General features: G+C 65.1%; 13 protein-coding genes. 12 read left to right on the forward strand and 1 reads right to left on the reverse strand.

Annotated elements, in window-relative coordinates:
* Window positions 1–20 precede the first annotated feature (20 nt).
* From EN869_RS21445 to EN869_RS21500, 11 genes are all read left to right on the forward strand, one after another.
* Window positions 21–1,028, forward strand: a complete 1,008-nt coding sequence (locus EN869_RS21445; RefSeq protein WP_127227702.1) for an ABC transporter permease — start codon at window positions 21–23, stop codon at window positions 1,026–1,028.
* Complete coding sequence (locus EN869_RS21450; RefSeq protein ID WP_127227703.1) at window positions 1,021–1,869, forward strand: ABC transporter permease; 849 nt, start codon at window positions 1,021–1,023, stop codon at window positions 1,867–1,869. The genes EN869_RS21445 and EN869_RS21450 overlap by 8 nt, the downstream gene beginning before the upstream one ends.
* The gene (locus tag EN869_RS21455) at window positions 1,866–2,756 is read left to right on the forward strand and encodes an ABC transporter ATP-binding protein (RefSeq protein ID WP_127227704.1); all 891 of its coding nucleotides are present in this window, start codon (window positions 1,866–1,868) and stop codon (window positions 2,754–2,756) included. Before EN869_RS21450 ends, EN869_RS21455 begins: the two co-directional genes overlap by 4 nt.
* A complete protein-coding gene (locus EN869_RS21460) occupies window positions 2,749–3,576 on the forward strand; it encodes an ATP-binding cassette domain-containing protein (protein WP_127227705.1) in 828 nt (275 codons plus the stop codon). Before EN869_RS21455 ends, EN869_RS21460 begins: the two co-directional genes overlap by 8 nt.
* A gap of 75 nt (window positions 3,577–3,651) precedes the next feature.
* Window positions 3,652–4,251: a VOC family protein gene (locus EN869_RS21465; protein WP_127227706.1), complete on the forward strand. Its 600-nt coding sequence runs from the start codon at window positions 3,652–3,654 to the stop codon at window positions 4,249–4,251.
* A gap of 137 nt (window positions 4,252–4,388) precedes the next feature.
* Complete coding sequence (locus EN869_RS21470; RefSeq protein WP_127227707.1) at window positions 4,389–6,683, forward strand: bifunctional salicylyl-CoA 5-hydroxylase/oxidoreductase; 2,295 nt, start codon at window positions 4,389–4,391, stop codon at window positions 6,681–6,683.
* Window positions 6,680–7,453 carry an SDR family NAD(P)-dependent oxidoreductase gene (locus tag EN869_RS21475; protein ID WP_127227708.1) on the forward strand — a complete coding sequence of 258 codons (774 nt, stop codon included), beginning with the start codon at window positions 6,680–6,682 and terminating at the stop codon, window positions 7,451–7,453. The genes EN869_RS21470 and EN869_RS21475 overlap by 4 nt, the downstream gene beginning before the upstream one ends.
* Window positions 7,447–7,911 carry a MarR family transcriptional regulator gene (locus EN869_RS21480; protein WP_127227709.1) on the forward strand — a complete coding sequence of 155 codons (465 nt, stop codon included), beginning with the start codon at window positions 7,447–7,449 and terminating at the stop codon, window positions 7,909–7,911. The genes EN869_RS21475 and EN869_RS21480 overlap by 7 nt, the downstream gene beginning before the upstream one ends.
* A complete protein-coding gene (locus EN869_RS21485; RefSeq protein WP_127227710.1) occupies window positions 7,908–8,720 on the forward strand; it encodes an enoyl-CoA hydratase family protein in 813 nt (270 codons plus the stop codon). Before EN869_RS21480 ends, EN869_RS21485 begins: the two co-directional genes overlap by 4 nt.
* 231 nt (window positions 8,721–8,951) lie before the next feature.
* Window positions 8,952–10,100, forward strand: coding sequence for an acyl-CoA dehydrogenase family protein (locus tag EN869_RS21495; RefSeq protein ID WP_127227711.1), 1,149 nt, complete (start codon window positions 8,952–8,954; stop codon window positions 10,098–10,100).
* A gap of 71 nt (window positions 10,101–10,171) precedes the next feature.
* Window positions 10,172–10,567, forward strand: a complete 396-nt coding sequence (locus tag EN869_RS21500; RefSeq protein ID WP_127227712.1) for a RidA family protein — start codon at window positions 10,172–10,174, stop codon at window positions 10,565–10,567.
* Here EN869_RS21500 and EN869_RS21505 read toward each other — a convergent pair whose 3' ends face one another.
* Complete coding sequence (locus EN869_RS21505) at window positions 10,568–11,659, reverse strand: LLM class flavin-dependent oxidoreductase (protein ID WP_127227713.1); 1,092 nt, start codon at window positions 11,657–11,659, stop codon at window positions 10,568–10,570. It lies immediately after the preceding gene.
* A gap of 124 nt (window positions 11,660–11,783) precedes the next feature.
* On the opposite strand from EN869_RS21505, the gene EN869_RS21510 reads away from it, so the two are divergent.
* Window positions 11,784–12,545: an HpcH/HpaI aldolase/citrate lyase family protein gene (locus EN869_RS21510; RefSeq protein ID WP_127227714.1), complete on the forward strand. Its 762-nt coding sequence runs from the start codon at window positions 11,784–11,786 to the stop codon at window positions 12,543–12,545.
* Window positions 12,546–12,617 lie beyond the last annotated feature (72 nt).

Raw genomic sequence — 12,617 nt, forward strand, 5'->3', positions numbered from 1 at the left:
TTTAGAGTGATTACGCACGCATGCTGCTGCAGAGATTCCTCGTTCGTCTGTTGACGATGCTGGTGACGCTTTTCGGCGTCGCCATCGTCGTCTTCGTCGTCATCCGCGTCGCCCCAGGCAACCCGATCGCCATGATGCTGCCGCCCGGCGCCAGCGACGACGACGTCGCCCGGCTGCGCGCGCTCTACGGGTTGGACAAGAGCATCGTGCAGCAATTCTTCATCTGGCTGGGCGGCGTGCTGCATGGCGATTTCGGCACCTCGATCTCGCTGCGCCAGGACGTGCTCGGCCTGGTTTTCAACCGGCTGCCGGCGACGCTGGAGCTGGCGACCGTGGCGCTGCTGATGGCGATCGCGATCGGCGCCACGGCGGCGATCCTCGGCGCACGGTCGCGCGGCACGGCGGTCGAGGCCGGCATCGACGTCGCCAGCGGTGCGACGCTCTCCATCCCCGACTTCCTGTGGGGCTTGGTGCTGATCCTTTTGTTCGGCGTGCTGGTGCCTGTCTTCGACATTTCCGGCCGGGTGTCGCCCGAGCTCGACCTGCCCTTCGTAACGCAATTCTACCTGGTCGAGAGTATCCTCAGGCTACGGTTTGACCTCACCTGGGATCTGCTCAAGCACATGCTGATGCCCGCCCTCGCGCTGGCGCTGCCGCTGGCGGCGATCATCGCGCAGCTGCTCAAACAGTCGCTGAAGGAAGTGCTCGACCTCGACTATGTCGTGCTGGCCAGAGTGAAAGGCTTCTCGGAGACGCAGGTCATTTTGCGCGAAGCGTTGAAGAACGCGGCGCTGCCGACGCTGACGCTGGTCGGCGTGCAGTTCACCTTCCTCATCGGCGGAACCGTCATCGTCGAGCGGCTGTTCTCCTATGAAGGCCTCGGCAATATGGCGATCGACGCTGTCATCAACCGCGACCTGCCGCTGATCCAGGGCATCGTGCTGGTGTTCGCGCTGCTTTTCGTTCTGATCAACCTCACCGTCGACATGATGTATGCGCTGCTCAATCCGAGGCTGCGCCATGGATGAGGCCCGTATCGCCCGACGCGGTTTGAGCCCCAGGCTGTGGCTGGCCGGCGGCTGGCTTCTGCTGGCGCTGCTCGCGGCGATCTTCGCGCCGCTGATCGCGCCGCAGGACCCGCTGGCGCAGGACCTGATGCTGGAGCGGCTGCCGCCCTTCTGGCTGGACGGCGCCGAGCCCGGCTATTGGCTGGGTACCGACAGCCTGGGACGCGATCTGTTGTCGCGGCTGATCTTCGGCGGGCGTATCGCCTTCATCGTCGCTTTCGCGGCGGCGACGTCCGCCTGCCTCATCGGTTCGGCGCTGGGGCTGATCGCCGGCTATTTCGGCGGCTGGGCCGACCGGATCATCTCGCGCATCGTCGATGTCTGGATGGCCTTCCCGCCGGTGCTGTTCGCGATCCTTCTGGTCGCCGTGCTGGGCACGGGCCTGAGCTCCGTCATCCTTGCGATTGCGATCATCGACTGGACGCGCTTCTGCCGGGTGATCCGCGCAGAAGCGATGAGCCAGTCTCGCATGGACTATGTCGAGAGCGCCCGCATCGCCGGCTATGGCCGCATCGGCATCATGCTGCGCGAAGTGCTGCCCAATGTGCTGCCGTCGGTGGTGGCGCTCTTGTCGCTGGAGATGGGCATCGCCGTCATCGTCGAGGCGATCCTGTCCTTCGTCAATCTGTCGATCTCGACCGACGATCCGACCTGGGGCAGCATCATCGCCGAGGGCCGGCTGTCGATCCATCAGGCTTGGTGGGTGCTCGTGTTCCCGCTGATCACGCTGATCCTCACCGTGCTCTCCTTCAGCCAGTTCGGCGAAGCGCTCAAGGCGCGCTTCGATCCGGTGCTGCGATGAGCGCCAATATGGAACCATGTCTCGACATCCGCTCGCTTAGCGCCGTGCTGCCCAACGGCCAACGCGTGCTGCGCTCTGTATCGCTCAGCGTGCAGCCGGGCGAGGTGCGCGCTCTGGTCGGCGAGAGCGGCGCCGGCAAGACGATGATCGGCAAGGCGGTGCTCGGCGTGCTGCCGAAAAGCGTGCGCATCGTCGAAGGCGAGATGCTGATCGAAGGCGAGGATCTCGGCCGCCTCGATGCCAAGGCGCGGCGGACCCTGATCGGCGCGCGCACGGCGCTGATCCCGCAGGACCCGCTTACCGCGCTCAACCCGTCGCGCCGCATCGGCGCGCAGATGACCGACCGGCTGGTGCGCATCCTTGGCTGGAGCGGCGAGAGAGCCGGCACACGCATTCGTCAGTTGCTCGACGAGGTGCATATCCGCGAGCCCGAACGGGTGCTGAAAAGCTATCCGCACGAGCTCAGCGGCGGCATGCGCCAGCGCGTGCTGATCGCGGCCGCCTTTGCGGCGGAGCCGAGGCTGATCGTCGCCGACGAGCCGACGACAGCGCTGGACGTGACGGTGCAGAAGCAGATCCTGCGGTTGATCGCACAACTGCAGCGCGACCACGGCACGGCGATCCTGTTCGTCACCCACGATCTCGGCGTCGTCGCCAAACTCAGCCAGAAAGTGTCCGTGCTCTATGCCGGCAAGGTGGTGGAGGAGGCCGAGACCGCGCGGCTCTTCGCGGCTCCGCAGCACGCTTACACACGGGCGCTGATTGCGGCGACGCCACGCTACACCGATCCCTATGCATCGCTGAAGCCGGTGGATGAGAGCGTGCTTGCCGGGTTGTCTGCCGAGATCGCGGCGGCCGACAAGGCGTGGAGGCCAAGCCATGGCTGAGCCGCTGTTTTCGGTGCGCGGGCTGAAAGTGGCGCTGCCCGACATGACGCGCAAGCCGCTGATCGGCCGCGCGCCGCTGGTCGAGATCCTGAAAGGTCTCGACTTCGACCTGCCCCGGGGTTCGGTAACCGGCATCGTCGGCGAATCCGGTTCCGGCAAGTCGACGCTCGGCCGTGCGCTGGTGCGGCTGCTCGAGCCGAGCGCCGGTTCGATCGGCTTCGAGGGGCGCGACATCAGCCGTCTTTCGGAAGGAGAGCTTCGGCCGCTGCGCCGCGACCTGCAGATGATCTTCCAGGATCCTATGTCCTCGCTCAATCCGCGCCATACGATCTTCAACATCATCGCGGCGCCGCTGCGGCAGAACGGCCTCGGCGACCAGCTGAAGGAACGCGTCGCGGAAGCGCTGCAGCGCGTCGGCCTGCCGCAGAGTTTCGCCAGCCGCTACCGGCACGAACTGTCGGGCGGCCAGCGCCAGCGCGTCGGCATAGCGCGGGCTTTGGCGCTGTCGCCGAAATTCGTGCTGGCCGACGAGATCGTCTCCGGCCTCGATGTCTCGACACAGGCGCAGATCCTGACGCTGCTGGAAAAGCTGGCGGGCGAGATGGGGCTGACGGTCGCTTTCATCAGCCACGATCTGTCGGTGATCCGGCGGCTCTGCCAGCAGGTCATCGTCATGCGCGAGGGCAGGATCGTCGAGGCCAGCGCAACGGATGCGCTGTTCGACAATCCGCAGGAGACCTACACGCGCGACCTGCTCGCCGCCATTCCGCTGCCGGAGATCGACGCGGACTGGCTACGGCCCAAGGCCGGCATGAATTGAGCTTCGATATCCGCACGCCGACCAGCGGGCCTCGGATGTGCGCAAAGACAAGTCAGCCCGCCAACGGAGGGTGACATGAAATACGCAATCCAGGCAGCGGTCCTCGCGGCCTCCTTGTTCGGCGCAATGGGAGCGGCATCGGCGGATTCGATCCCCGGCATGCGCGGGCACGACCATACCGGCATCACCGTGCCCGACATGAAGCAGGCCGTCGATTTCTTCACCAACGTCGTTGGCTGCAAGAAGGCGATGTCGTTCGGGCCGTTCGCCGACGACAAGGGGACCTTCATGCAGGACCTGCTCGGCGTCGATCCGAAGGCGGTGATCCAGGAGATCACCCTGGTCCGCTGCGGCACCGGATCGAACATCGAGCTGTTCAAATACACCGCGCCCGATCAGAAGGACCTGACGCCGAAGAACAGCGACATCGGCGGCTTCCACATCGCTTTCTATGTCGACGACGTCGCCGCCGCGAAAGCCTATCTGGACGGCAAGGGCGTGAAGACCAGGCTGGGACCACTGCCTGTGAAGGAAGGACCAGCGGCCGGCCAGACCATCCTCTATTTCCAGGCGCCCTGGGGCCTGCAGCTCGAAGCGATCAGCTACCCGCAGGGTATGGCCTATGAGAAGAGTGCGGAGACCGTATTGTGGAGTCCGAAAGATCCGGCCAAATGACCTCGACCGCCCGCGCCCAAACCATCGTTCAATTATAAAACTTTAAGCTTGAAATAATTAGCCCCGGGCGCAATACTGAAAGTCGGAACCGCTGGTCCGATCCGGCGGTTCCAGAAGCGAAGAGGAGATCGCAAGACATGAAGGTTGCGGTTCTCGGCGGCGGACCGGCCGGACTCTACTTTGCCATCTCGCTGAAGCTGCGCGACGCCGCGCATGAGGTGACGGTCTATGAGCGCAACCGCCCGGACGACACATTCGGCTGGGGCGTGGTGCTGTCGGCGGAGACGCTGGAGAATCTGACGAAAAACGATCCGGTCAGCGCCGTCTGGATCAAGAAGCATTTTGCCTATTGGGACGACATCGCCGTCATCCATGACGGCGTGCGCACCGTGTCTTCCGGCCATGGTTTTTGCGGCATCGGCCGCAAGCGGCTGCTGATCCTTTTGCAGCGCAGGGCGCGCGAGCTGGGCATCAAGCTGCAGTTCGAGACCGAGATATCCGATCCCCGGCCCTTCATGGAAACGCATGACCTGGTGGTTGCTTCGGATGGGCTGAACTCGAAATCCCGCGCCACTTTCGCCGATGTGTTCAAGCCCGACATCGACACCCGCAAATGCAAGTTCGTGTGGCTGGGCACCACGCAGAAATTCGACGACGCCTTCACCTTCATTTTCGAGAAGACGGAGCATGGCTGGGTGTGGGCGCATGCCTACCAGTTCGACAGCGAGACGGCGACCTTCATCGTCGAATGCAGCGAGCAGACCTGGAACGCCTTCGGCTTCGGCCAGATGACGCAGCAGGAATCGATCGCGGTCTGCGAACGCATCTTCCAAAAACATCTCGGCGGCCATGCGCTGATGACCAACGCCAACCACATCAGAGGTTCGGCCTGGATCAATTTCCCGCGCGTGCTGTGCGAGCGCTGGTCATACAAGAATCTGGCGCTGATGGGCGATGCGGCGGCATCGGCGCATTTCTCGATCGGCTCCGGTACCAAGCTGGCGCTGGAGAGTGCTGTGGCGCTGGCCGACTATGTCGAATCCGAGCCTGACCTCGAAGCCGCCTTCCGCAAATATGAGGATGCGCGGCGCACCGAGGTGCTGAAGCTGCAATCGGCGGCGCGAAACTCTCTCGAATGGTTCGAGGAAGTCGAACGATATCTCGGACTTGATCCAGTTCAGTTCAACTATTCGCTGCTCACCCGCTCGCAGCGCATCAGCCATGAGAATCTTCGTGTGCGCGATGCCGAATGGCTGGCAGGCGCCGAGGAATGGTTCCAGCGCAAGGCCGGCGCCGGCGGCAACATGTTGCGCCGCGCGCCGATGTTCGCGCCGTTCAGGTTGCGCGACATGGCTTTAGCCAACCGCATCGTGGTTTCGCCGATGGCGCAGTACAAGGCGGTCGACGGCTGCCCGACTGACTGGCATTTTTCCCACTATGCCGAACGCGCTAAAGGCGGCGCGGGGCTGCTCTATATCGAGATGACCTGCGTCAGCCCGGAAGGACGCATCACGCCCGGATGCCCCGGCTTCTACAAACCGGAGCACGAGGTCGCGTGGAAACGGCTGGTCGATTTCGTCCATGCAGAGACGGAAGCAAAAATCTGCGCGCAGATCGGCCATTCCGGCGCCAAGGGTTCGACCCGCGTCGGCTGGGAGGGAACGGATGTGCCGTTGCCGGACGGCAACTGGCCGGTGATGGCGCCTTCGGCCGTGGCCTGGTCGCCAAACAACCAGGTGCCGAAGGCGATGGACCGCGCCGACATGGACGTTGTACGCGACCAGTTTGTCGCCTCGGCCGAGATGGCAAAGCGCTGCGGCTTCGACATGCTGGAGATCCATGCCGCGCATGGCTATCTGCTGTCGGCCTTCATCACGCCGCTGACCAATCGGCGCACCGACGAGTATGGCGGCTCGCTGGAAAATCGCATGCGCTATCCGCTGGAGATCTTCCACGCGGTGCGCGCCGTGTGGCCGGCGGAAAAGCCGATCTCGATGCGCATCTCGGCCAATGACTGGGTCGGCATCGAAGGCGTGACGCCGGCCGACGCGGTCGAGATCGCCAGACTGCTGCGCGAGGCCGGCGTCGATCTCTGCGATGTCTCGGCCGGACAGACCTCGATCGCGGCCAAGCCGGTCTATGGCCGCATGTTCCAGACGCCGTTCTCCGACCGTATCCGCAACGAGGTCGGCATGGCGACGATGGCCGTCGGCAACATCTATGAGCCAGACCACGCCAACTCGATCCTGATGGCCGGGCGCGCCGACCTCGTGGCGCTGGCCAGGCCGCATCTTGCCGACCCCTATTGGACGCTGCATGCGGCGGTCATGCTCGGCGACCGCAGCGTCAAATGGCCCGACCCCTATCTGCCGGGACGTGACCAGATCTACCGGCTGGCCGAGCGCGAAGCAGCAGCGGGGCTCAAAGTATGAGTGCCGCGGGGACAGTCGACGGCAAGCATGCGCTGGTCACCGGCGGTGGCTCCGGCGTCGGCAAGGCCATCGCGCTGGCGCTGGCGGAGGCTGGGGTAACCGTAACCATCTGCGGGCGGCGCGAGGCCGAGCTTGCCAAGGTGGCCCGCGCAAGCGACCGCATCCTCGGCATTGCCGCCGACGTCACCGACGAGGCGTCGATGGCGGTCCTTTATCAGCAAGCCGAGGCGGCGCGCGGACCGTTCGACATCGTCGTCGCCAATGCCGGCATGGCCGGCAGCGCGCCGGCGCACAAAACGGCTTTGGCCGACTGGCAACGCACGCTCGACGTCAACCTCACCGGCGCCTTCCTGACGGTGAAGCCGGCGCTGGCCGGCATGCTGGGGCGGAAGACAGGCCGTATCGTCTTCGTTGCCTCGACCGCCGGCCTCAAAGGTTACAGCTATGTCGCGCCCTATGTGGCCGCCAAGCATGGCGTCGTCGGGCTGATGCGGGCCTTGGCCGCCGAGACGGCCAAGTCGGGCGTGACGGTCAACGCCGTCTGCCCCGGCTTCGTCGACACCGATATGTTGGAGGAGTCCGTCCAGCGCATCGTCGAAAAGACCGGGCGTTCAGCAGAAGAAGCAAGGCAGAGCCTCTCGGCCGCGAACCCGCAAGGACGCTTCATCCAGCCGGACGAAGTCGCAGCAGCCGTGCTGTGGCTGTGCAGCGATGCGGCGCGGTCGATCACCGGACAGGCAATCTCCATCTCCGGAGGCGAGACATGGTAGCGGGACCGACATCCACCGGGCCGGGCAAGGAGAGGCTGCGGCTGTGGATCCGCCTGCTGCGCGCCTCGCGCACCATCGAGGCGGAGCTGCGCGAACGGCTGAAAAAGGAGTTCGACACCACGCTGCCGCGCTTCGACGTGATGGCGGCGCTCTATCGCTCGCCGGAAGGGATGCTGATGAGCGACCTGTCGCGCTTCCTTTTGGTGTCGAACGGCAATGTTACCGGTATCGTCGACCGGCTGGTTTCCGAAGGGCTGGTGACGCGGTCGCGCCGCAACGGCGACCGCCGCACTTCGATGGTGCGGCTGACCGAGGAAGGCACCAAATCTTTCGCGACGATCGCGGCCGTCCATGAGGGCTGGGTCGGCGAGCTGCTTGCCGGTGTCAGCGAGGAAGAAGCGAGGCGGCTCACCGGCATGCTGAAATCGTTCCGCAGCAATTGGGAGGGACGCGAATGAGCGCCATGGCCAGGCTCAAGCCGAAACACTTCCTGTGGGAGGTCGAAGGCAAGGTCGCGAAGATCCGGCTCGACCGACCGGAGCGCAAAAACCCGCTGACCTTCGACAGCTATGCCGAGCTGCGCGACACGTTCCGCGACCTCGTCTATGCCGACGAAGTCGACGCCGTGGTGTTCCTGCCCAATGGCGGCAATTTCTGCTCTGGCGGCGATGTCCACGACATCATCGGACCCCTGGTCAAGATGGACATGAAGGCGCTGCTCGCCTTCACGCGCATGACCGGCGACTTCGTCAAGGCGATGCTCAACTGCGGCAAGCCGATCATATCGGCGGTCGACGGCGTGGCGGTCGGCGCCGGCGCGATCATCGCAATGGCCTCCGACATTCGCATCGCGACGCCGGAAGCGAAGACCGCGTTCCTGTTCACCCGCGTCGGCCTCGCCGGCTGCGACATGGGCGCCTGCGCGATCCTGCCGCGCATCATCGGCCAAGGCCGCGCCGCCGAGCTGCTCTACACCGGCCGCACCATGAGCGCCGCTGAAGGCGAGCGCTGGGGGTTCTACAACCGGCTGGTCGATGCGGCAGCGCTCGAAGCCGACGCGCTCGACATGGCGGCGCGGATCGTCTCCGGCCCGACCTTCGCGCATGGCATCACCAAGACGCAGTTGAACCAGGAATGGTCGATGAGCCTCGACCAGGCGATCGAGGCCGAAGCGCAGGCACAGGCGATCTGCATGCAGACCGGCGATTTCGAACGGGCGTACAAGGCGTTCGTGGCGAAGGAAAAGCCGGTGTTCGAGGGGAATTGACGATGGGTGCGTTACTGGCAACGCTGGCGGGACAGCGCCCCCCTCTGTCCTGCCGGACATCTCCCCCACTTGGGGGGAGATTGGCAGTTCCGGCGCCGGCTCCAACCTTGCAACGCCTGCGATTGGCGAAACCGCGGGCGACGTCTGATCTCCCCCCTTGTGGGGGAGATGTCCGGCAGGACAGAGGGGGGCGCCGTAGAGCGCAGACCCTGCAGAACTGCGGGGGCGCAAATGCCTGACCGCTCCTTCCTTTCCTGGCCGTTCTTCGAAAACCGCCACCGCGAACTCGCAGAACGCCTCGACGCCTGGTGTGAAAAGAACCTCCCCGTCGATCACCACGACGTCGACGCCGCCTGCCGCGACCTCGTCGCAAAACTCGGCCTCGACGGCTGGCTGAAGCCGACGGCGCTCGACCCGGCCAATCCTGGGCCGCTCGACGTGCGCACGCTCTGCATCACGCGCGAGACACTTGCCCGCCACGATGGGCTCGCCGATTTCGCCTTCGCCATGCAGGGGCTGGGCACCGGCGCGATCTCGCTGTTCGGCACGCCGGATCAGCAGAGCTGGCTTGGAAAGACGCGGGCCGGCGAGGCGATCTCGGCCTTCGCGCTGTCGGAACCACGCTCGGGATCGGACGTCGCCAACATGGAGATGTCGGCTGTCCGCGACGGCGACGACTATGTGCTTTCCGGCGAAAAAACCTGGATCTCCAATGGCGGCATCGCCGACCTCTATGTCGTGTTCGCCCGCACCGGCGAGGCGCCGGGCGCCAAGGGGATTTCCGCCTTCATCGTGCCGGCCGACACCAAGGGTCTCGGCGTCGCGGAGCGGCTCGAGGTCATTGCCCCTCACCCGCTGGCGCGGCTCTCCTTCGACAATGTCCGCATCCCGGCTTCCGCCCGGATCGGCAAGCCCGGCGACGGTTTCCGCATCGCCATGTCGGTGCTCGACGTGTTCCGCTCGACAGTGGGCGCAGCGGCGCTCGGCTTCGCGCGGCGAGCGCTGGACGAGAGCGTCAGGCGCGCCGCCGAGCGCAAACTGTTCGGCGCGCCGATGGCAGAGCTGCAGATGGTGCAGGGCCATATCGCCGACATGGCGCTGGATGTCGACGCCGCCGCGCTGCTCATCTATCGCGCCGCCTGGACCAAGGACATGGGCGCCGCGCGGGTGACGCGCGAGGCCGCAATGGCCAAGCTGTTCGCCACCGACAAGGCGCAGGAGGTGATCGACAATGCCGTGCAACTGCATGGCGGCGACGGCGTGCGCAAGGGTCATATCGTCGAGAGCCTCTATCGCGAGATCAGGGCGCTGCGCATCTATGAGGGCGCCTCCGATGTGCAGAAGGTGGTCATTGCCCGGCAGGTGATGGGAGCGGCTTGAGCTGCCGGTGGGTCCTGTGAGTTTTCGAACGCCGTCATTGCAGGCGTTGTCTGTTTTTTGGGAGGCTAGACATGCACACCATCCTGCAGCCTGAGGGCTGGGCCAAACCGATCGGCTATGCCAATGGCGTGGCCGCGCGTGGCCGGCTTGTCTTTATCGGCGGCCAGGTCGGCTGGAACGCCGAGTGCCGGTTCGAGACCGACGACTTCGTCGGCCAGGTGCGCCAGACGCTCGCCAACGTCGTCGCCGTGCTGGCCGAGGCGGGCGGCGAGCCGCAGCACATCACCTCGATGACCTGGTATTTCACCGACAAGGCCGAATATGTCGGCAACCTCAAAGGCATCGGCGAGGCCTATCGCGACGTGATCGGCCGGCACTTCCCGGCAATGGCGGCGATGCAGGTGGTGGCGCTGGTCGAGGACCGCGCCAAAGTCGAGATCCAGGCGACGGCGGTCATTCCTGACTGACTACCGACGAAGCCCGGCCTGCCTCAGCAGCGGCAGCACGTGGTCGCAGAAATAGGGCAGTTCCTGCGTGTAGTTGACGAAGGACAGCGCGATGCCCTGATAGCCGTGCGCGGCGATCGCCGCCATATCGGCGGCAATCGTTTGCGGCGTACCGATCAACGGGTAGGTGCCAGCGCCGCCGGCGAAGCGCTGGCGGTAGCGGTCATAGGCATGCGGGTCGTGCGACTGCGAGAATTCCTTCTTGCCGGCCATATGCGCGTCGACCGCCTCGTGATCGGCCAAGTCGACGGCATAGCGCGTGTAGTAGGCCTGCGCCTCTTCCATGGTCGGGCGGCAGACGACATGTGCGACCGTGTAAACGCCGACATCGCGGCCAGCCTTTGCGGCGCGCTCGCCGATATCGGCGACATGCTTGCCGGCATCGCTCATCTCGGAGAAGGTCGTGAACAGGTAGTCGCATCTGGCGGCGGCGAAATCGCGGCCCGGGCCGCCGAAAGCGGCGTTCATCGTCACCGGACGCGGAACCTGCAGACTGGCCGGCCGGCTCACCGCCTCGTTCAGCCGATAATAGGTGCCCTCGTAATCAAGCGGCTCGCTCGAAGCATAGAGCCGCTCCAGTATCTCGATCCATTCGGCGGCCTGGTCGTATCCCTTTTCGACCAGCGGCGTGCCGAACATGCCGAATTCCTTCGGGTTCCAGCCGCAAACGATGTTGAGCCCCGCGCGGCCCCGGCTGATATGGTCGACCGTCGCCAGCGCCTTGGCTGCGTAGAGCGGGTGCACCAGCGGCACATGCACGGTCATGAACAGGCCGATCTGCTCCGTGGCCGCGGCAAGGGCGGCGGCCCAGGTGAAGGTCTCGAACGAGAATTCGCGCACCTTGTTGCGGCCGCCGAAGCCGCGCCAGCGCGCGATCGGCAGCATGAACTCCAGCCCGGCGCGATCGGCGATCTGGGCAGCCGTCAGATTGTCCTGCCAGCTTGCCGTCCAGCGCTCCGGCACATCCGTGATGGCAAGCCCGCCATCCGCATTGGTCGAGAAGACGCCAAGCTTCAGTCTGTTGGAGCCATGCAGCGGATGCGTTTTGATCATGTCGGGAACTCTTGAGCCGGAGGGCACACGCTAGGCCCGACTAAAAATATTTCAAGCCTGAAATAGCTTCGTATGATCGCCGTTTGCGGATATAGATTTCCGACGAGACCAACAGGGGATGGGCATGAGTGAGTTCCGCCAGAAATGCGTCGGCAAGACGAACCTCATCGGCTCCTTTGCAGCCATTCCGCATCCGGTCGCCGTCGAAGTGATGGCGCAGTCCGGCCTCGATTTCCTCTGCATCGACTGGGAGCACGCGCAGATTTCGCGCGACATGATCGAGGCTATGGTGCGCGCCGCCGACGTGCATCGGGTGCCGGCGATGGTGCGCGTTCCCGGCCATGCGCCGGAAGCCATCCAGGCGGCGCTGGACAGCGGCGCGCAGGGCGTGCTCGTGCCTCGCGTCTCGACCGCCGCGCAGGCCGCTTTTGCGGTGAAGGCCTCGCGCTATCCGCCGCTCGGCGAACGCGGCGTCGGGCCCGGGCGGGCCGCCGGCTATGGCTATCGCATTCCCGAATATCTCGCCGCCGCCAATGAGCGGATCGTCGTCGCGGTCCAGGTCGAGACAGCGGAAGGGCTAACCAACATCGACGCGATCGCGACGGTCGACGGCGTCGACCTGATCTTCGTCGGCCCCGGCGATCTTTCGGTGTCGATCGACGCGATCGGCCCGGCTGGTGCGGACAGACTCTCCGAAGCGATCGGGACGATCATTCGCGCGACGGTTCGGCATGGCAAAACCGCCGGCATATTCTGCGCCAGCCCGCAGACCGTCAGCCGCTGGGCAAGCCTCGGCGCGAGCTTCTTCGTGCTGGCCAGTGACACGATGTTTCTTGGCGCCGGCGCGGCCGCCAATTCTGCCGCCGCGCGCGATGAGTTGACCTAAAACGGACACGAACAGAGGCGTATCGGCGGGGCAACAGACGAGCCGAAACTTTTTAAGCTTAAAACTTTTTCC

Origin of the sequence: Mesorhizobium sp. M2D.F.Ca.ET.226.01.1.1, assembly GCF_004022705.2 — a bacterium.
Taxonomy (GTDB): domain Bacteria; phylum Pseudomonadota; class Alphaproteobacteria; order Rhizobiales; family Rhizobiaceae; genus Mesorhizobium.